The following is an 18,816-nucleotide window of genomic DNA, read 5'->3' as shown; positions in this document are numbered from 1 at the left end:
AGTCCGCCGCCCAGCTTACACATCAGTAGTTATTAGAACGTCCAGTCGAAGCCGATCCGAACATACCGGGGCGTTTGATAGCCTATGGGGGCCCTGAAGTTCGGGTCCGCATCGCCAACACCATTGGACTCACCGAATTCGTAAATATCAGTGACGCCCTTGAAGTTAAAGATGTTGAAGATATCTGCGCGCAGAACCAAATCTCCAGGGATTCCGACGGGAACGTTATACCGCAGAGCAACGTCTATCTGCTTGGTCCAGTCGCTCTCAGCCACAGTTCCGCGCGGCGTCAACTGCCCGTTGCAGTACCACGACGCCGCACCATACTCGTATGCGTAGTCATCAGTGGGGTGGAAGCCCATGCAACCAAACTTACGGGGCGAAGAGACATTGACATTCGCACCAATCAACAAATCCCGCGTCAGTTGGTAGGAACCATACACCTTGAACACGTGTCCGCGGTGATTCGGTAGCAAGCCATCCGCACCGTCTGTCAAACCGGGCTGGTCAAAGTCTTGAGTAATGCCAGCATCAGCCTGACCGACATCCGATTTGACATAGCCTTCGGTGTTACCCTTGCTCTCCGAGATCGTATAAGAACCGTTGAGACCCCAGATGCCGTCAAACGCACGCTCAAACTCAAAAGTCAAAGAGGTGTAGGTACGGGTCGCTTCCGGGTAACCCAATGACGCTGCAGAGAAGTTCACCGTGCGGACATCGGTTTCGCCTGGCAGCGGATCAGACAAGGTTATCGTCGAGCCCTTTCCGGGATTGACGATCACATACTGGTGGAAGCCGGACCAAATGTCTTCACATCCAGCAATGCCTTCGTCTTCGCAAAGAGCGTTCACAGCAGCATCGATGGCGACATCTTCGGCGTTCCGCAGCAGGTCACGATAAGCCAAGGTCGCGCTCATCGTCCAAAGATCTCCAAATCGACGCTCGTAACCGATGATGAACTCATCTTCCGCCGTCGATTGCAGATTTTGGGCGATGAGACTTTCGGTGCTCGAAGCGGTGCCGTCGCCTGTAACTGTACACCCCTGCACGCCAGCGGTTCCAAGCGTAGCGTCTGGGCAAATTGCAGCACCATTCCAGCCAACAACTTGAGCACCGAGAGCGAGAGGTTGTCCGAACTGATCATAGGCAGCGACTGCCTCTGGGTTTGTAGGGTTAGGCGTGTAGCCACCGAGCAAGAAATACTCCCTGTAATACAGCTCCGATGCGCCCATGCGGTATGCGGTATTCGAAGCTACAGGCAGGTAATAACGGCCATAAGAACCGAATATCCGGCTACGTCCGTCATTCCCAGGGTCATAGGTGAAGCCAAATCGAGGACCGATCTCCTCGTCAAAGCTAACGATCGAGTCACCGTCGGCGTTATTCAGTTCAAACTTATCGAGACGAACACCTAGATTCAACGTTAACTGATCGTTAACATCCCAGCTGTCCTGGATGTAGAGGGCCTCGTTCGTGTTCTCGAAATTGCCCCCCGAACGATACACATTCACTTCGAGGTAGTCTTGACCAGGTGCCAAATTCCCACCTTGGGCCTGCAGCGTTCCGGCAGCCGCCCTGCGGTAGAATAGAGAATAGCCGCCAGTGCGTTCCGTGAACCGGGTGAGGGTCAGGTCTTCGCGGTCATAGCCGGCCCGAACGTGGTGATCGCCCAGCAGGTTGAAATAAATGTCAGCATCAGCACGGAATGCTTCTCGCTTGGTTGCCCGCTCCGGTGTGAAGCTTGCGGACGTCTGTTGTGACACGCGATTGCTAGTGCCATCGCGAACATCAGCCGCATAGTTGGATACGACGTCGCCGGCGAGGGCGACGTTCCGATCCTCAGTCACGCCGTAGGCGGCTGACAGCGTCAGCCAATCGGTGAATGTGCCGGTGTAGCGTCCGATCCAGCTTTCGCCGCCATACTGATAAAGATTACTACCGACCTGAGCCCCGACTTCGTCGGTCAACGGATCATAGGCATAAATCGTCCGGTTGGTTTCACGCGTGGTATCGAACCACGTAAACTCAAGACGATGATCGCTTGTAATATAAGCGTCTATCTTTGCGCCATAGAACGGGTCATCGGTTTTGTCTACCGTTTTTGAGTTGGACAACTTCCCGAATGAAGCGCTCTCGTTATCGCGGAATTCCGTCAAACCATAAAAGAACAGCCGGTCGCGAATGATCGGCCCACCGATTTCGATCGTTGCGCTGGAACTGTCGGATTCAGCAAATTGGTTGCGGGTGGAGAAAGTGTCCGGCGACTGGTCACGAAGCGAATTTGGCGCGAAGTTCCCGTGAAGGGCGAGCATGAATTCGTTGGAGCCAGACTTCGTCACGGCGTTGATGATCCCGCCTGTTGCGCGACCAAACTCAGCAGCATAGCCGCCGGTCTTAACTTCCACCGAACGATAGAAATCAAACGGGACAGTAGCGCCGCCGATATAATTATCGAAGTTCGTAATGTTAAGACCATTCACATAGAACGCGTTCTCAGCGACCGACGATCCGCCGATCGACGGAACGTCACCAAAGGTGCTATCGCCCGCCACAGCCGAGGGTGCCAAGAGCGTCACCGCAGCAATGCTCCGCCCGATCGGAGTGGTCTTAACCAACTCTTCCAAATCTACCGTCAGGCCGGTGGTCGTTTCGTTGAAATCGAGTGTGCGACGTGCGCCTGTGACAACGATCTCACCAAGGCTGGCGGCGTCAGAAGAACTCGCACTCTCCAGGGTGAACTCATAGGCCGAAGCCCCCCCAAGCCCAACGCTAGCGCTTTGGGCAATGGGACCATAACCAGGCGCTGTTATGGTGATCACGTATGAGCCAATCGGAACCAGGGCGGCACGGAAAGACCCGGACGCGTCAGTGGTTGCATTCCGAACAAAGCCCTGAGCGGTCGAACGAATCTCGACCGAGGCACCAGCAACCGGGCTGCCCGATGCGTCGGTCACCGCCCCAGTAAGCGTGCCGGACGAAAAGTCTTGCGCGCTCGCCGACGTCGGCGAGAACACTACAGCCGCTACGGGTAGAGCGACCGCAGCCGCCAGGGCCACGCCCCCAATCATCGTGCCCGCCAACAGGCGCTCTCGAATGGTTTGGATCTTCAAAATCAAGTCCTCCATAACGCAACCAGCACCACACATGGACGCCAGCTGCACAACTCCACGCCCCCATGCGCGTAGATTAGGATGGACCTTAATCAGGCTAAGGCGGCACGCTACGACTATTACAGCCCCGTAACCCTTTAGTCGCGGACCTGTCGCAATATGGCCACATGAGGGCCGAAGCGTCGTTATCGGAACACAATTGCGTCGCATCCGACCATGGCGACCCAGACGATGCTCAAATAGGTTGCAACTCGGGACATTTTTTTATAAAATTAAGGGTTTGGGGAAGTTACACGCTCCGCTGCTCCGCTTGCAACGCTCCCGGTTCAAGCGTCTTACCTTTCAATCTCAACCCTGCTTGCATAAGGCGCCGGCTCCGGCGTGCAGGAGGCGGTGACCATCTGCGCCGCCATCAGACAGATAAAGGCGGCCGCGACGGGCTGGAGCCGATTTGAGACAGCGAAGGCGATAGAACGGGCCATGACCGGCGCTCCGACAGAGGTTACCGAGGCGTTAAGGCAAGGCGCAGGCCAGCTTCGGAGCAATCGACCGTGATTCCTTTCGTCCTTGATTTCGACTTCGCCTACGGGCGCCGGGACCAGGTCTCCCCGCTTGTGCATCGGGTGATCGCTGAAAATCCGGGGCCCTTCACCTTTACGGGAACGGGGACCTACATCGTGGGCCGGCCGCAGGCGGGAGCAACTGTCGCGGTGATCGATCCCGGACCACTCGACGATTCGCATCTGAGCGCCTTGCTGGCGGCTATCGAAGGGCGAACGGTCAGCCATGTTCTGGTGACCCACACCCACCGCGATCATGCCCCCCTCGCCCGCCCCTTCGCCGAGCGGACCGGCGCCGTAATCCTGGCCGCCCGGCCGCCGGCGCAGGAGACGCACGCCTCGGGCGGGCTGGACGAGGATGAGGACGCGGTCTTTGCGCCCGATCAGGTTCTGACGGGCGGCGAAATCATCGAGGGCGACGGCTGGACGATGGAGGCGATGTTCACGCCCGGCCATGCGTCAAATCACATGGCCTTCGTGCTGAAAGAGGAGAACGCCCTGTTCAGCGGGGATCACGTCATGGGTTGGGCGACGACGGTGGTGGCGCCCCCGGACGGAAACATGCGCGATTACATGGCCAGCCTGGATGCGGTGATCGCCCGGGACTTCGCCACGCTGTGGCCGACGCACGGGGCGCCGGTGACGCAGCCCGCCCCCTTCCTGGCCGCCTATCGCGCGCACCGGCTGGAGCGGGAGGCCCAGGTGCTGGCGCGGCTGCGGGCGGGGGACCGGAGCGTGGCGGAGATGGTGCCGGTGCTCTATGCGGCGGTGGATCAGCGGCTGTGGCCGGCGGCGTCGCTGTCGGTCCTGGCCCATCTGATCAAGCTGGTGGAGGACGGGGCGGCGACGGCGGAACCGGAGCCGGGCCTGAGGGCCGTGTTCCACCTGGCCTAGCGGATCTCCTCTTCCAGGGCGGTGACGATCCTGTTCATCAGGCGGCAGGTCGCGCCGCCGTCGGGGCGGGAGTCGCGGGCGGCGACGCGGATGTCGGTTCGGCCGGGGCGGATGCGGACGACGGCGTCATAGGCGAAGCCGAACCAGGCGCCTTCGTGAACGCCCTCGACCTCGAAGGTCGAGGCGCGGACGATCGGGAAGCCGGCGTCGACCAGGGCCGAGACGGCCTGCTGGGCCAGGACCTGGGTCGGGATCGAACGGGCGGCCGAACAGGATTCGGGGCCGGTCACGCCGGAGGCGTCCGGATGCAGGGCCGACAGGCGACTGTAGGCCGGGGGTTCGGCCACATTGGTGCTGATGTCGCGCGGGGTCGGCTGGGCCAGCCGCTGCCCCTGATGCAGAAACACCGCCAGGGTCGCGCCGGCCAGGGCCAGGGCGACGACGGCGAAGATCCAGCGCCGGCCGAGGTCTCGCAGCGCCAGGGCCAGCACGAGCAGGGCCGCCGCCATCCCGACCCAGGCCAGGCCTCGCGCCACGGTCCAGGTCAGCAGGTCATAGGTGACGGCTCGATCGACGCCGCCGAACAGGGTCGCCGCCATGGCCGCGACCACCAGGACCGGGGCGACCGCCGTCAGGGCGGTCAACCCCGGGATCAGGGCGGGGACAGGCTTTTTCGACGACATCGGCGCTCCGGATCTTCAACCAGGCTGGATCTCTGGCAAGCGGTAGTCCTTCATCCGCTCGCGCAGAAGCTTCTTGTCGATCTTGCCGGTGGCGCCCAGCGGAATCTCGTCCACGGCGACCACGTCGTCGGGCATCCACCATTTGGCGATCTTGCCGTGCAGGAAGTCGAGATGCTCCTGCTTGTCCAGGGTCTCGCCGTCCTTGAGCCGCACGATCAGGACCGGCCGTTCGTCCCATTTGGCGTGGGCGGCGCCGATGACGGCGGCCAGTTCGACCTTGGGATGGCCGACGGCGATATTCTCGATCTCGATGGAGCTGATCCATTCGCCGCCGGACTTGATCACGTCCTTGGACCGGTCGGTGATCTGCATGAAGCCCAGGTCGTCGACCGTCGCCACGTCGCCGGTGTCGAAGAAGCCCTCGTCGTCGACGATGTCGCCCTCCTCGCGGAAATAGGCGCGGGCGACGGTCGGACCCTTGACCATCAGATGGCCGAAGGTCACGCCGTCGTGCGGCAGGGCCGCCCCGGCGTCGTTCTTGAGCTTCAGCTCGACGCCCAGCGGCGGCGTGCCCTGTTTGACGCGCCATTTCAGCTGTTCCTCGAACGGCTTGTCCGCCAGTTCGGGGGTCATGTTCGACAGGGTGCCGATGGGCGAGGTCTCGGTCATGCCCCAGCCCTGCAGCACCTCGATCCCATAGTCGTCGTGGAAGGCGCGGATCAGGCTTTCGGGCACGGCGGAGCCGCCGATCAACACGCGCTTGACCGTCGAGAGCCGCAGGTCGTTCTGCTTCATATGGCCCAGCAGCCCCTGCCAGACGGTGGGCACGGCGGCGGAGAAGGTGACCTTTTCGCTCTCCAGCAGTTCGTAGATCGAGGCGCCGTCCATCTTGGCGCCCGGCATGACCAGTTTGGCGCCGGCCGCCGGTCCGCCGAAGGCGATGCCCCAGGCGTTGGCGTGGAACATCGGCACGACGGGCAGGATCACCTCGTTGGGCGTGGCGCCCAGAACGGTGGACTGCAGGCCCAGCAGGGTATGGATGAAGTTCGAGCGGTGCGAATAGAGCACGCCCTTAGGATGGCCCGTGGTGCCCGAGGTGTAGCACAGGCCGCAGGCGGTCTGTTCGTCGAAATCGCCCCAGACCACCTCGGCCGACTGACCCGCGATCACCGTCTCATAGGCCTCGGCCTTGGGCAGAGTCGTCTGCGGCATATGGGCGTCGTCGGTCATGATGATGACGCGCTCGACCTTGGGCAGGTGCGGCAGGATGGCTTCCAGCAACGGTACGAAGGTCAGGTCGGTGAAGATGACCCGGTCCTCGGCGTGGTTGATGATGTAGACCAACTGCTCGGGGAACAGGCGCGGGTTCAGGGTGTGGCAGACCGCGCCGATCCCCATGACGCCGTACCAGGTCTCGATATGTTTGTCGGTGTTCCAGGCCAGGGTGGCGACGCGGTCGCCGGGCGCGATCCCCCAGGCCTTGAGGGCGTTGGAGACGCGCCTGGCCCGGTCGTGAATCCGGCCGTAGGTGGTGCGGACGATCGGCCCCTCGACCGAGCGCGTCACCACCTCGCGGTCGCCGTGCCAGTGTTTGGCGTGGTCGATGATCTTGTCGACCGTCAGCGGCCAGTCCTGCATCAAGCCCAGCATGTCGTTTCCTGTTCCTATGGATGCGTCTGCTCGAGGCGACGCTTGCCCGGACGCTAACTTGGTTATCGGCGATAAGCAACGTGACCGAGGGAAGGTCCGGCGCGACGGATCGTCCCCGGATCGTCTGGTGGGGGCTGCTCGCGCAAGCCGCTGTGGCGCAGGCTTCGCCGACGTTCTAGAAGGCCGGCCATGACCATATTGATCGCGATCACGGGGGGCTCCGGCTCCGGCAAGAGCACCCTGGCCGAGGCCCTGGTCTCGGCCCTGCCGGAGGGCAAGGCGGTGCTGGTGCGCGAGGATTCCTATTATCGCGACGCGGCCTCCCTGCCCGGCTTCGACGCGGCGACCTTCGACTTCGACGATGTGGCGGCGCGCGACCACGCCCTGATGATCGCCGACCTGATGGACCTGAAGGCCGGGCGGCCGGTCACGGCGCCGGTCTATTCCTTCATCCATCACGGCCGCGAGCCGGGCGGCGAGCCGATCCCCGCCAGCGAGGTGGTGATCGTCGAGGGCACCCATGTGCTGTGCACCCCCGAACTGACGGCCCTGTTCGACATCCGGGTCTTCGTCGACACCCCGTCCGACATCCGTTTCATTCGCCGCCTGTTGCGCGACCAGTCCGAACGCGGCCGTTCGGCGGATTCGGTCGTGGCCCAGTATCTGGCGACGGTGCGGCCGGGCCACGAACGGCTGACCGAGCCGTCGCGCACCCATGCCGACTTCATCATCGCCGACGCCACGGCGGCGGTGCGGCTGGAGGATCCGCAGGCCGTGGTGCGCCTGGCCGCGCCGGTCCTGGCCCATCCGCTGCTTCAGCCGCTGCTGGACGCCTAGAACCAGGGATCGTCGTCCGCGAAGACGGCGCCGGCGGCGGCCCGTTCGGCCTGGATGCGAACCTGCTCCGCCGCCTCAGCCCACTTGTCGGCCAGTATGGCGTCCATCCGGGCGCACTGGATGACCAGTTCCGCCCGCAGGCGGTCGTCTTCCGCCTGTTCTTCAGGACTGCGCCTTTCCGGCGGCGGCAGGCCGCGGCCGGGTCTGGGACGAGGGGGTCTGGGACGGGCCATCAACGGCTCCTTTCAGGACAGGTCTGATCATCTTCGCGCTTTCGCTGCGAAGTTCATGGAGGGCTGGGCGGGGCGCCGGGCCTTCGCCCGGAGTTTTGTGTTTTGAGTACCGTTTCGACGAAGGTTTGACGCCCCGCGCGGTTGGTTGGCCTGCAAGCTCGGGGCGCCGAGCGGTGGCGGTCTTATCGCCTAACCCCATAAGCCTGCGACGGGTCGGCCGGGTCTGCGAAACCCCGTCCCGAGTGCGATCGAGTATCCCCCTCGACCCTCCGGCGACGTCCTGAGACGCCGTCGGCGCGGGGGGATCTCACCCCCGCTCCCGTTCCATCCGCTCCCGCCGCCGCAAGGTCGCAGGCCTTACGAGCCCTCCAAGCGACGAGACCGGGCGTGATTATAGGGGACGGGGAAACCCAGGCGGGGAAGTCGGGGCGAGAAACTGACAAGCCGTTGGAATCGTTACGGCAGGACCAGCGTCATTGTGACAGTTGGACCCGTTCGGGCCCCCTCCGTCTCGCCGGCTTCGCCGGCGATCCACCTCCCCCAGGGGGGGGGGAATGGGGTGACGGAGATCCTCCCCCCTTGGGGGAGGTGTCGCGGCGCAGAGCGCCGTGACGGAGGGGGCGACTCCGGCGGTGATGATGACCCTTGCTGGCTTCTGGAAGAAGACTTCCCTCTCCGACCCTGGTCCGCTGCGCGGACGCCGGGGATGGTCTCTCCCGCAAGCGGGAGAGGGTCTGGGGCGCGGAGCCGGCGTTCTAATGCGTGGTGACCGGCAGAGTGTCCTCGGCCCGGCCGTCGCCCTGGGGCGCGGTGACGCCCAGCACGCGGGCCAGGAAGGGCTGGACATCGACGCTGTCGAGGTCGGTCAGGCGGCGGCCAGGGATGACGCCGGGGCCGTGGGCGATGAACAGGGCCTGCATCTCGGGCGCCTGATTGTCATAGCCGTGGGCGCCGCCGGGCCGCGTGACGGGCCGGTCGCGCGTGGCGGTCAGCCAGCCGGTCTCGACCAGGCAGACGATCCGGGCCACGCGCGGATTCGAGCCATAGACCAGGCGGGCGGGGACATCGGCCTTGTTCCAGCATTCCATGTGGGGGTGACGCCCGACCAGCTTCTGCTGCACCTCGGCCTCGCGGCCCGGCGCGGGGTCGGCGGTCAGGACGGCGCCGCCATAACCGATCTGGAGCGCCGCCGGGTCGATGATGTCGTCGATCCACACCACCCGGTCGGGCGAGGTGGCGGCCATGCCGTGATCGGACACAAGGACCAGAAGCGTTCGGTCATAGAGTCCCCTCGCCTTCAGACCCTCGACCAGCCGACCGATGGAGGCGTCCACCGAGGCGACGGCGGCGCGGGTCTCGGCCGCATCCGGCCCATGACGGTGACCGGCGCTGTCGACGATGTCGAAATAGAGGGTCTCGAACCTCGGCCGCTGATCGGCGGGCAGGTCCAGCCAGGACAGGATCCGGTCCACCCGGGCGTCGCCCGACATCGACTGGTCGAAGGGCTCCCAACGACTGGGCCGGACACCGTGGATCTCGACCTCGGAGCCCGGCCAGAACATGGTCCCGGTGCGGACGCCCGCCTTTTCAGCCGAGACCCAGATCGGCTCGGCCTGGTCCCAGAAGCCGCTCTCCTTGCTGGCCATGGTGAAGACGCCCAGTTCGGCGTCGGTGAAGCGGTTGCCGACGATCCCGTGGTGGTCCGGGTGCAGGCCCGTCACCAGCGTATAGTGGTTGGGGAAGGTCACGCTGGGAAAGGACGGACGCATCGGCCCGAAGGCGCCGCCGGCGACCAGGCCATCCATGACCGGGGTCGCCCCCCGGCCCAGATAGTCGGGGCGGAAGCCGTCGATGGAAATCAGAATCACCGGGTCCGGACGGTCGGCCTGAGTCGCAACGGCCGAAACGACCGGGGATTGCGTGACCGGCGCGGTCGAGGCCGGCGCCCCGGCGCAGGACGCAACCGCCAGTGCGGCGACGAGCGCCAGGCCGGAAACCAGGAAGCGGGACATGGGCGAACTCCGAAGCGACATGGAACCATTGCCTAAACTTAATGGACGACAACCGCGCGACGGCTTGTCGGAACGGCGTTCGCGGGCCAAGCTCGCCTCATGGAAACCGTCATCGAAATCCGCGGCCTGACCAAGACCTATGGGACGGTCAGGGCCCTGGACGGTCTGACCCTGTCGATCCCGCGCGGCGGGGTCTATGGCATTCTGGGGCCGAACGGCGCCGGCAAGTCGACCCTGTTCCGCACCCTGCTGGGCCTGATCCGCCCGACCGCGGGCGAGGCCACAGTCATGGGCGGGCGGATCGGCGATCCGGCGGCGACGCGCCGCATGGGCGCGATGATCGAAACCCCGCGCTTTCCCCCCTTCATGACGGCGCGCCAGGTGCTGGTCTGGCTGAGCTACGCCCACGGCGGCGTGCCGACCGCCGAGATCGAGGCCTGGCTGAAGCGGGTCGGCCTGGCCGAGGCGGCGGACCGGCGGGTGCGCGGCTTCTCGGTCGGCATGCTGCAGCGGCTGGGCGTGGCGGCGGCCCTGATGACCAGGCCCGACCTGGTCATCCTGGATGAACCGACCAGCGGCATGGATCCGCCCGGCATTCAGGAGATGCGGGCCCTGATCCGCAGCCTGGCCGACGACGACGGCGTGACCGTCATCCTGGCCAGCCACCAGTTGCAGGAGGTCCAGCGCGTCTGCGACCGCGTCGCCATCTTCAACAAGGGCAAGGTGATCACCGAGGGGCGGGTCTCGGACCTGACCGCCTCGGGCGAGCGGCTGCGCCTGTCGGTCACGCCCCTGGCCAGGGCCCTGGGCGTGCTGGGCGACCGGGCGACGCTGGACGGCGACGCCCTGATCGCCGCCGTGCCGCGCGCCGAGGCGGCGGCGACGATCCGCGCCCTGGTCGAGGCGGGGGTCGAGATCGAGGAGGCCCGCTGGATCGGCGCCGACCTGGAAGACGTCTTCATGAGCGAGACCGGCTGGACCGGGGTGCAGGGCGCGCCTGTGAAGGGGACCGATCATGCTGGTTGATGCGCTGAAATCCGAGGCCTATCGCGTCTCGCGGAACCGGACGGCGGTCTTCTGCAGCGTCCTGCTGACGCCGCTGCTGTTCATCATCGGCGGCGTGGCCTTCCACATCATCACCAAGACCAAGGGCGACGCCCTGGCGGCCAAGGCCAGTCTGCCCGTCGAGATGGGAAATCAGCCGGTCAATCTGGCGGACGCCCTGGGCTTTACGGCCACCTACGGCGCGAACGGCGTGCTGCTGGCCTTCATGCTGCTGGCGGCGGCGACCGTCTACGCCGGCGACTATCGCTGGGAGACCTGGCGTCTGATCAGCGCCCGCAACGGCCGGCCCTGGCTGATCCTGGGCAAGATCGGGGTGATGAAGGCCCTGGCCATGATCGCCATGCTGGCCATGCTGATCGCCGCCTTCGTCTTCTTCATCTCCCAGGCGGTGGTGACCGGGCGGCCGATGGCGTTCGACCTGACCGATTTCGACCTGGGCCGGTTCCTGCTGCTGTGGCTGTTGTCCCTCATCCGCATCGTCCAGTACGGCCTGATCGCCCTGCTGGCGGCGGTGGTCAGTCGCTCGCTGCTGGCGGCCCTGTTCGTGCCCTGGGCCCTGGGTTTCGCCCAGTCCATCCTCGGAGGACCGCTGACGCCCGTGATCGGCTGGGCGCCGACCGACTGGGCCGCCCAGCTGCTTCTGCCGGGCCTGGCCTATGATACGCTGAAGGCCGCCGTCTCTCCCGGCCCCATGCCCATGCCCGAAGGCGCGGTCATGAAGGCGATCGTCAGCCTGACCCTGTGGTGCGTCGTGCCGGTCGCGGCCTCTATCGCCTGGTTCCAGCGTCAGGATCTGTCGAAGGAATAGGCGGAGGCGGGCTGCGCGCGCCTTCCACCACCAGCCAGTCGCGGAAGGCGTCCACAGCGGCGTCCCGGCGGCCCTCGGGGCGCAGGAAGGCGAACCAGGACGGACGTTCGACAAAGCCGAAGGGGGCCGCCAGCCGCCCCGCCACGACGTCCGGCGCCACAAAGGCCCAGGGCGCGATGGCGACGCCCATGCCGGACACGGCGGCCTCGACCATCGAATGATTATGCGCGAACTCGCGCTCCACCCGGGCCGGGGGCAGGTCCAGGCCCACCAGGGCGGCCCAGGCCGGCCAGGCGCGACGGAAGGTGGCCGAGCGCAGACGCGGGGCGCCGGCCACGGCCGCCAGGGTCGGCAGCCGCGCCATCACCTCCGGGGCCCCGACCGGTCCCTGATGCTGGGGCAGAAAACGTGTCGCCTGGGCGCGCGGATGAACCTCGTCCGGCTCGACGATGCGGATGGCGCCGTCGAACCGGTCCCGCCGATAATCGACCCGCTGGTAGGATTCCGACAACCGCACCCGCACCTCGGGATGGGCTTCCAGAAACCCCGGCAGGCGGGGGATCAGCCATTTCAGCGCGAAGGTGCCCAGGCAGGAGATCTCGATCTCGCGCGCGGCGCCGTGACGGGTCGCCTGAACCGCGTCGGCTATGGCGCCGAAGGCCGGGGTCAGGCGCTCGGCCAACTGCGACCCCGCCTCGGTCAGGACCAGGGCGTGACGCGGGCCGGACACCAGCACCACGCCCAGCGAGGCCTGCAAGGCCGCGATCTGGCGGCTGACCGCGCCATGGGTGACGCAAAGCTCGGCGGCGGCGCGGGTCATGCTGCCGTGGCGGGCGAAGGCCTCGAAGGTGCGCAGGGCGTTCAGCGGCGGCGGCGCGGCGGGCTTCATGTGACTTCCCCTCACAGACCCCTGCCCGCTTAATCGATTTCGGGCTCCAGGGAAATCGGCTCCAACCCGGCCCATGCCTCAGTTCGACCCGCCGCCGCGCCCGCCCCGCCGCACCCGTCTGGACAAATGGGCCTACGGCCTGTGCGTTCTGCTCATATGGATCCTGGCCCTGGGCGAGATCCTCACCAGCTAAAGCCGCTTCTCCATGAAGACGTCGGCGCGGGCGTAGGGGGTCGGGCGGGGCGGCAGGTGGATGAAGCCGAAGCTTTCGTACAGGGCGATGGCCGGCGTCAGGGCGCTGTTGGTCTCGAGATACAGAAGCGTCGCCTCCGCCTCGCGCGCCGCCGCCTCGCAGGCCTCCAGCAGGCGCCGCGCCAGGCCCAGGCCGCGGGCGGCCGGTGTCACCGTCATCTTCGACACCTCGAAGCCGTCAGGAATACGGATCAGGGCGCAGCAGCCGACCGCCTCTCCGTCCCGTTCGGCGATGAAGATCCGCCCGCCGCCGGCGATGAAGACCCCGTGCGGATCGTCTATGGAGCGCCGGTCCTTGGCCTCGATGGCGAAGCCGCCCTCGGCCAGCCAGGCCTCGTTCAGCCGGGCCCAGGCGGCGGCGTGGTCGGGGCGGTAATCGACGATGGCGACGGACATCCGCGCCTCTTGCCCCATGTCCGCTCAAAGCAAAAGGGCGGCCGGATTGCTCCGGCCGCCCTTTCGAACATCAGTCTCGTCAGAGACGAAAGGCTCAGGCCTCGTCGTCGCCTTCGAAGGCCAGGACCGGACCGGAGTCCTTGCCCTTGGCTTCGACGTCGCGATCGACGAACTCGATCACGGCCATCGGGGCGTTGTCGCCGTGGCGGAAGCCCGCCTTCATGATGCGGATATAGCCGCCGTTACGCTCGCTGTAGCGCGGGCCGAGCGTTTCGAACAGCTTGCCGACTTGCGGCACGTCGCGAACCTGGCTGATGGCCTGACGACGGGCGTGCAGATCGCCCTTCTTGGCCAGGGTGACCAGCTTCTCGACGAAGGGACGCAGTTCCTTCGCCTTGGGCAGGGTCGTGGTGATTTGCTCGTGCTTGATCAGCGAGGCGGCCATGTTCGCGAACATGGCGGTGCGGTGGCTGGTCGTGCGACCGAGTTTACGATGGGCGGCGCCGTGGCGCATCTGGGTCTCTCCTACTCCGGAACCGGTATCCCAACAGGGACCTGGAACCGTAATCTTCTAACCGCCCCGGCATTCTCCCGAGGGAGACGGGCGGAGGGTTGAACTTAGATCTGGTCGTCGAACTTCTTGGCCAGATCTTCGATGTTTTCGGGCGGCCAGTTCGGCACGTCCATGCCGAGGCTGAGGCCCATCGTCGCGAGAACTTCCTTGATCTCGTTCAGCGACTTACGGCCGAAGTTCGGGGTGCGAAGCATTTCGCCCTCGGTCTTCTGGATCAGGTCGCCGATGTAGACGATGTTGTCGTTCTTCAGGCAGTTGGCCGAACGGACCGACAGCTCCAGCTCGTCCACCTTCTTCAGCAGGGCCGGGTTGAAGGGCAGGTCGGGCTTGCCGTCCGACTGCTCGACAGCCTTCTTGGGCTCTTCGAAGGTGATGAAGATCTGCAGTTGGTCTTGCAGGATGCGCGCGGCGTAGGCCACGGCGTCAACCGGCGTGACCGCGCCATTGGTTTCGACTTCCAGCAGCAGCTTGTCGTAATCCAGCGACTGGCCCTGACGGGTCGGCTCGACGCGATAGGCGACGCGCTTGACCGGCGAATACAGGGCGTCGACGGCGATCAGGCCGATCGGCGCATCTTCCGGACGGTTCAGCTCGGCGGCGACGTAGCCCTTGCCGTTCTGGACGGTCAGTTCCATGCGGACCGACGCGCCGTCGTCCAGGGTGCAGATGACGTGATCGGGGTTCAGGACCTCGATGTCCGCCGACACGTCGATCTGGCCGGCCGTCACGGCGCCGGGACCCGTGGCGCGCAGGGTCATGCGCTTGGGGCCTTCGGCGTGCATGCGCAGCGCCAGTTGCTTGATGTTCAGGACGATGTCGACCACGTCTTCCCGAACGCCTTCCAGCGACGAGAATTCATGAACGACGCCGTCGATCTGGATGGCGGTGACGGCCGCGCCTTGCAGCGAGGACAGCAGAACGCGACGGAGCGCGTTGCCGAGCGTCACGCCGAAGCCACGTTCGAGAGGTTCGGCCACCAGGCGCGCCTTGCGCTGGGCGTCGGAACCGATCTCGATCTGCGGCTTCTCGGGACGGATCAGCTCTTGCCAGTTTCTTTCGATCATTTTGTCCCTCGAACGGGTTTCGTAGACTCCGGCCTTGTCGACGAGGCCATGGTGGAGCCGACGGAGATGGGGGTGCTTTAGGCGGTGTCGCTTAGACGCGACGACGCTTGGGCGGACGGCAACCGTTGTGCGGCATCGGCGTGACGTCGCGGATGGTGGTGATCGTCAGACCGACCGACTGCAGCGCGCGCAGGGCCGATTCACGGCCGGAACCCGGACCCGAGACGTTCACTTCCAGCGTCTTCACGCCGTGTTCCTGCGCCTTCTTGCCGGCGTCTTCAGCGGCCATCTGAGCCGCATACGGGGTCGACTTACGCGAGCCCTTGAAGCCCATGTGACCGGCCGACGACCAGGAAATCGCATTTCCCTGCGCGTCGGTGATGGTCACCATGGTGTTGTTGAAGCTGGCGTTCACGTGGGCGACGCCCGAGGTGATGTTCTTGCGCTCGCGCTTCTTTACGCGACCCGGTTCCTTGGCCATGTGTCTGTCTTACTTCTTCTTGCCGGCGATCGGCTTGGCGGGACCCTTGCGGGTGCGGGCGTTGGTGTGCGTGCGCTGACCACGGACCGGCAGGCCCTTGCGGTGACGCAGGCCGCGGTAGCAGGCCAGGTCCATCAGACGCTTGATGTTCATCGACGTCTCGCGGCGCAGGTCGCCCTCGACCGTATGATCCTTGTCGATCGTTTCACGGATCGACAGGACTTCGGCGTCCGTCAGCTGGTTCACCCGGCGAGCCGGCTCGATGCCGACCTTCTCGGTGATGTCCTTGGCGGCGGCGGGGCCGATGCCATGGATGTACTGAAGCGCGATTTCAACGCGCTTGTTGGTCGGGATGTTGACGCCAGCAATACGGGCCACGAAATTCTCCAGATACGCGTTAGTCAGACGCAACAAACGCTCCGGTTAACAAACCAGGAGCGTGGCGCCCTTCGCGGGAAGGCGCCCTTATACAGATGATTCACATCGCGTCAACGCCTGGGTGGATCGAAGACAAGCGAAGGCCGCTGCGACTTGAATGCCCGGCGTGCGTGCGGACGTCAACGCGGCCGATTGCCGAAGTCGATTCCCACCACCAGCCTCTGGCCCTCCACCGGACGGCCGCCCTCTGTCGGGGGCAGGACGCGGAACTGATCGACCAGGCGCAGGGCCGCCTCGCCGAAGCCCAGACCCGCCGGCGTCTCGCTGATCACCCGGCAGTCTTCCAGCCGCTGGTCCAGGCGAACGACACAGGACAGGGCCGCATTGCCGTATCGGCTGCGCGCCGCCCGGGGGTGGTTGGCGCGGATTTCCGACACGGGCGGAGAGCGGAGCACCCGCGCCCGGGTGGAGCCGGCGCCCGGCCCTGAGCCCGATCCTACCCCGGATCCGCTGCCGCTCCCCTGCCCGCCCTGGCCAAAACCGGCCGCCGGCGAAGCCGCGGGCGCGACGCCGACGACCGGGGCCGGCTCAGGCGCCTGTTTGGGCGGGGCGGGCAGTTCGACAGGACGTGGCTGCTTCAGCGGCGGGGGCGTGTGGATGCGCGACGGCGCGGCTGGGGCGCCTCCCCCGATCTCCGGCGCAGGCGGCTCAAGCGAGATCGGCGGCGGCGGCTCATAGAGCAGGACTTCGACCGGGCGGGGCTGCGTCCCCAAGGTCTCCGGCGCCCTGCCCTTCACCTGGCCCAGCAGCAGGGCGAGGCCCAGCTCGGCGCCGGCCACTCCGACGAAAACGACGAAGGCGCGCCAGCGTCTGCGGGCGCGCCTTCTTTCATGAGGGGTCTTGGCGTCAGGCATCGGTCGTCTAACGCCCGACGCCCGGTTTGGTCACGCCAGAGCTTCGTCGATCGCCTTGGCGACGGAGTCGATGGAGCCCATGCCGTCCGCTTCGGTCAGCTTGCCCTGGGCTTCATAATAGGGAAGCAGCGGGGCGGTGTTGCGGTTGTAGGCGTCCAGACGCACCACGAAGGTGTCGGGATTGTCGTCAGGACGGCCCTGTTCGGCATAGCGTTTGGCGATCCGCTCCAGCAGGGCGGAATCATCGACCTTCAGCCGCACCACGGCGTCGATCTGGGCGCCGCGCTTGGCCAGCATGGCGTCCAGGGCCTCGGCCTGGGCCACGGTGCGGGGGAAGCCGTCGAAGATGGCGCCGCCGGCGGCCTCGGCCTCGGGCAGGCGATCCTCGATCAGGGCGATGACGATCTCGTCCGTCACCAGATCGCCGCGCGCCAGCACGTCCTTGACCTTGAGCCCCAGTTCCGAGCCCGAGGCGATGGCGGCCCGCAGCATGTCGCCGGTCGAGAGCTGGACCATGCCCCGCTCTTCGACCAGCCGCTTGGCCTGTGTCCCCTTGCCCGCCGCCGGCGGTCCGAACAGGATCAAGTTCACGCGTAGGCCCTCCCCAGGCTTCTTGTAGTCAACTCAGCGCCGCACCGGAGTGGGCGCGCCACGACCGCCGCGACCGCGCAGCTTGGCCTTCTTGATCAGGCCCTCGTACTGGTGCGCCAGCAGTTGGGACTGGATCTGGGCCACAGTGTCCATCGTGACCGACACGACAATCAAGATAGACGTTCCGCCGAAGTAGAGGCTGTTGCCCATCTGGGCGACCAGGAACTCGGGCAGCAGACAGACGGCGGTGATATAGGCCGCGCCGATCACCGTCAGACGGGTCAGGACATAGTCCAGATACTCTGCCGTGCGCTTGCCCGGACGGATGCCCGGCAGGAAGCCGCCATATTTGCGCAGGTTCTCGGCCGTGTCCTCCGGGTTGAAGGTGATCGAGGTGTAGAAGAAGCAGAAGAAGATGATCAGGGCCGCGTACAGGGCCATGAACAGCGGCTGGCCGTGCGTCAGCTGCGACGTGACCAGCGGCAGCCAGCCCAGATAGTCGGGCAGGTCCGCGTTGGCGGTCAGGCTGGCCACCGTGGTCGGCAGCATCAGCAGGGACGAGGCGAAGATCGGCGGGATGACCCCGGCGGTGTTGACCTTCAGCGGCAGGAACGAGCGTTCGCCCCCGGCCATGCGGTTGCCTTCCTGGCGCTTCGGATACTGGATCAGAAGCCGGCGCTGGGCGCGTTCCATGAAGACGATGAAGACCACGGTCGCCACGGCCAGAACGGCGATGAACAACAGGGCGAAGGCGGACATCTGACCCTGCTGGGCCAGGCCCAGCATGCGGGCGATGGTGGACGGCAGGACCGCCACGATGCCGGCGAAGATGATCAGCGAGATGCCGTTGCCGACGCCGCGCGCCGTCACCTGCTCACCCAGCCACATCAGGAACATGGTGCCGCCCGTCAGGGTCACGACGGTCGAGACCAGGAAGAAGATCCCCGGATTGTCGACCAGACCCGGCTGGGCGTTCAGACCCGCCGCGATGCCCAGCGACTGGGCCAGGGCCAGGAACACCGTCAGATAGCGGGTGTACTGGTTCAGCTGCTTGCGGCCGCTCTCGCCGCCTTCCTTCTTCAGCTTCTCCCAGGGCGGATACACGGTGCCCATCAGCTGCACGATGATCGACGCCGAGATATAGGGCGCGACGTTCAGCGCGAAGATGGCCATCCGCTCGACCGCGCCGCCCGAGAACATGTTGAACATGTCCAGGATGCCGCGCTGACCCGAGGGGTCCTGGAAGAACTGCAGGAAGGCCTGCGAATTGATGCCCGGGATCGGCACATAGGTGCCGATGCGATAAACCAGCAAGGCGCCCAGCGTGAACAGCAGGCGCTTGTGCAGCTCGGTCGCTTTCGCGAACGAGCCCATGTTCATATTGGCGGCGAGTTGTTCTGCGGCCGAAGCCATTATGCGTCCCCA

The 18,816-nt window shown here is 65.7% G+C and carries 18 protein-coding genes; 4 read left to right on the top strand and 14 right to left on the bottom strand.

The window, feature by feature from the left end:
- Window positions 1–32: 32 nt before the first annotated feature.
- Window positions 33–3,110 (bottom strand): TonB-dependent receptor, encoded by a 3,078-nt coding sequence (locus GYM46_RS13655; protein WP_232216247.1) that lies wholly within the window; start codon window positions 3,108–3,110, stop codon window positions 33–35.
- Between the two features lie 551 nt (window positions 3,111–3,661).
- Here GYM46_RS13655 and GYM46_RS13650 point away from each other — a divergent pair.
- Complete coding sequence (locus tag GYM46_RS13650) at window positions 3,662–4,564, top strand: MBL fold metallo-hydrolase (protein ID WP_008263654.1); 903 nt, start codon at window positions 3,662–3,664, stop codon at window positions 4,562–4,564.
- On the opposite strand, the gene GYM46_RS13645 is transcribed toward GYM46_RS13650, so the two are convergent.
- Both GYM46_RS13645 and GYM46_RS13640 read right to left on the bottom strand, forming a co-directional pair.
- A complete protein-coding gene (locus GYM46_RS13645) occupies window positions 4,561–5,247 on the bottom strand; it encodes a DUF1499 domain-containing protein (protein WP_008263510.1) in 687 nt (228 codons plus the stop codon). The two genes, GYM46_RS13650 and GYM46_RS13645, sit on opposite strands and share 4 nt — an antisense overlap.
- A 15-nt stretch (window positions 5,248–5,262) precedes the next feature.
- A complete protein-coding gene (locus tag GYM46_RS13640) occupies window positions 5,263–6,897 on the bottom strand; it encodes a long-chain-fatty-acid--CoA ligase (protein WP_008263562.1) in 1,635 nt (544 codons plus the stop codon).
- 189 nt (window positions 6,898–7,086) lie between these two features.
- Here GYM46_RS13640 and udk point away from each other — a divergent pair, with 189 nt between their 5' ends.
- Window positions 7,087–7,734 (top strand): uridine kinase, encoded by a 648-nt coding sequence (gene udk, locus GYM46_RS13635; RefSeq protein ID WP_008264107.1) that lies wholly within the window; start codon window positions 7,087–7,089, stop codon window positions 7,732–7,734.
- Here the strand turns inward: udk and GYM46_RS13630 are convergent.
- The gene (locus tag GYM46_RS13630; RefSeq protein WP_008258972.1) at window positions 7,731–7,967 is read right to left on the bottom strand and encodes a hypothetical protein; all 237 of its coding nucleotides are present in this window, start codon (window positions 7,965–7,967) and stop codon (window positions 7,731–7,733) included. The two genes, udk and GYM46_RS13630, sit on opposite strands and share 4 nt — an antisense overlap.
- A 755-nt stretch (window positions 7,968–8,722) precedes the next feature.
- Entirely contained in the window at window positions 8,723–9,979 is a 1,257-nt protein-coding gene (locus GYM46_RS13625; RefSeq protein WP_008264240.1) for an ectonucleotide pyrophosphatase/phosphodiesterase, read from the bottom strand.
- A 99-nt stretch (window positions 9,980–10,078) separates the two neighbouring features.
- On the opposite strand from GYM46_RS13625, the gene GYM46_RS13620 reads away from it, so the two are divergent.
- A complete protein-coding gene (locus tag GYM46_RS13620; protein ID WP_008260680.1) occupies window positions 10,079–11,005 on the top strand; it encodes an ABC transporter ATP-binding protein in 927 nt (308 codons plus the stop codon).
- The gene (locus GYM46_RS13615; RefSeq protein ID WP_008263210.1) at window positions 10,995–11,852 is read left to right on the top strand and encodes an ABC transporter permease subunit; all 858 of its coding nucleotides are present in this window, start codon (window positions 10,995–10,997) and stop codon (window positions 11,850–11,852) included. Before GYM46_RS13620 ends, GYM46_RS13615 begins: the two co-directional genes overlap by 11 nt.
- Here the strand turns inward: GYM46_RS13615 and GYM46_RS13610 are convergent.
- The 9 genes from GYM46_RS13610 to secY form a co-directional block, all read right to left on the bottom strand.
- The gene (locus tag GYM46_RS13610; protein WP_008263806.1) at window positions 11,812–12,741 is read right to left on the bottom strand and encodes a LysR substrate-binding domain-containing protein; all 930 of its coding nucleotides are present in this window, start codon (window positions 12,739–12,741) and stop codon (window positions 11,812–11,814) included. The two genes, GYM46_RS13615 and GYM46_RS13610, sit on opposite strands and share 41 nt — an antisense overlap.
- Window positions 12,742–12,930: 189 nt before the next feature.
- On the bottom strand, window positions 12,931–13,389 hold the full coding sequence (locus tag GYM46_RS13605) for a GNAT family N-acetyltransferase (RefSeq protein WP_040349681.1): 459 nt from the start codon (window positions 13,387–13,389) through the stop codon (window positions 12,931–12,933).
- Window positions 13,390–13,483: 94 nt separating this feature from the next.
- Window positions 13,484–13,903, bottom strand: coding sequence for a 50S ribosomal protein L17 (gene rplQ / locus GYM46_RS13600; protein ID WP_035307159.1), 420 nt, complete (start codon window positions 13,901–13,903; stop codon window positions 13,484–13,486).
- Window positions 13,904–14,007: 104 nt separating this feature from the next.
- The gene (locus GYM46_RS13595) at window positions 14,008–15,027 is read right to left on the bottom strand and encodes a DNA-directed RNA polymerase subunit alpha (RefSeq protein ID WP_008260430.1); all 1,020 of its coding nucleotides are present in this window, start codon (window positions 15,025–15,027) and stop codon (window positions 14,008–14,010) included.
- Window positions 15,028–15,118: 91 nt separating this feature from the next.
- The gene (gene rpsK / locus GYM46_RS13590) at window positions 15,119–15,508 is read right to left on the bottom strand and encodes a 30S ribosomal protein S11 (protein WP_008264180.1); all 390 of its coding nucleotides are present in this window, start codon (window positions 15,506–15,508) and stop codon (window positions 15,119–15,121) included.
- A 9-nt stretch (window positions 15,509–15,517) separates the two neighbouring features.
- Entirely contained in the window at window positions 15,518–15,886 is a 369-nt protein-coding gene (gene rpsM, locus GYM46_RS13585; RefSeq protein WP_026108555.1) for a 30S ribosomal protein S13, read from the bottom strand.
- Window positions 15,887–16,065: 179 nt separating this feature from the next.
- The gene (locus GYM46_RS13580; protein WP_008259585.1) at window positions 16,066–16,800 is read right to left on the bottom strand and encodes an energy transducer TonB; all 735 of its coding nucleotides are present in this window, start codon (window positions 16,798–16,800) and stop codon (window positions 16,066–16,068) included.
- A 30-nt stretch (window positions 16,801–16,830) separates the two neighbouring features.
- A complete protein-coding gene (locus GYM46_RS13575; protein WP_008260031.1) occupies window positions 16,831–17,391 on the bottom strand; it encodes an adenylate kinase in 561 nt (186 codons plus the stop codon).
- Between the two features lie 33 nt (window positions 17,392–17,424).
- Entirely contained in the window at window positions 17,425–18,804 is a 1,380-nt protein-coding gene (gene secY / locus GYM46_RS13570) for a preprotein translocase subunit SecY (RefSeq protein ID WP_008262163.1), read from the bottom strand.
- Between the last annotated feature and the right edge of the window lie 12 nt (window positions 18,805–18,816).

Origin of the sequence: Brevundimonas mediterranea (assembly GCF_011064825.1) — a bacterium.
Taxonomy (GTDB): Bacteria; Pseudomonadota; Alphaproteobacteria; order Caulobacterales; family Caulobacteraceae; genus Brevundimonas; species Brevundimonas mediterranea_A.
This window is presented reverse-complemented; position numbering and strand designations above follow the sequence as displayed.

Bases quoted from the DNA above. Each gene is read 5' to 3' on its own strand.
- GYM46_RS13645 (WP_008263510.1), bottom strand. From the start codon at position 5,247: ATGTCGTCGAAAAAGCCTGTCCCCGCCCTGATCCCGGGGTTGACCGCC.
- GYM46_RS13640 (WP_008263562.1), bottom strand. From the start codon at position 6,897: ATGCTGGGCTTGATGCAGGACTGGCCGCTGACGGTCGACAAGATCATC.
- udk (WP_008264107.1), top strand. From the start codon at position 7,087: ATGACCATATTGATCGCGATCACGGGGGGCTCCGGCTCCGGCAAGAGC.
- GYM46_RS13630 (WP_008258972.1), bottom strand. From the start codon at position 7,967: ATGGCCCGTCCCAGACCCCCTCGTCCCAGACCCGGCCGCGGCCTGCCG.
- GYM46_RS13625 (WP_008264240.1), bottom strand. From the start codon at position 9,979: ATGTCCCGCTTCCTGGTTTCCGGCCTGGCGCTCGTCGCCGCACTGGCG.
- GYM46_RS13620 (WP_008260680.1), top strand. From the start codon at position 10,079: ATGGAAACCGTCATCGAAATCCGCGGCCTGACCAAGACCTATGGGACG.
- GYM46_RS13615 (WP_008263210.1), top strand. From the start codon at position 10,995: ATGCTGGTTGATGCGCTGAAATCCGAGGCCTATCGCGTCTCGCGGAAC.
- GYM46_RS13610 (WP_008263806.1), bottom strand. From the start codon at position 12,741: ATGAAGCCCGCCGCGCCGCCGCCGCTGAACGCCCTGCGCACCTTCGAG.
- GYM46_RS13605 (WP_040349681.1), bottom strand. From the start codon at position 13,389: ATGTCCGTCGCCATCGTCGATTACCGCCCCGACCACGCCGCCGCCTGG.
- rplQ (WP_035307159.1), bottom strand. From the start codon at position 13,903: ATGCGCCACGGCGCCGCCCATCGTAAACTCGGTCGCACGACCAGCCAC.
- GYM46_RS13595 (WP_008260430.1), bottom strand. From the start codon at position 15,027: ATGATCGAAAGAAACTGGCAAGAGCTGATCCGTCCCGAGAAGCCGCAG.
- rpsK (WP_008264180.1), bottom strand. From the start codon at position 15,508: ATGGCCAAGGAACCGGGTCGCGTAAAGAAGCGCGAGCGCAAGAACATC.
- GYM46_RS13580 (WP_008259585.1), bottom strand. From the start codon at position 16,800: ATGCCTGACGCCAAGACCCCTCATGAAAGAAGGCGCGCCCGCAGACGC.
- secY (WP_008262163.1), bottom strand. From the start codon at position 18,804: ATGGCTTCGGCCGCAGAACAACTCGCCGCCAATATGAACATGGGCTCG.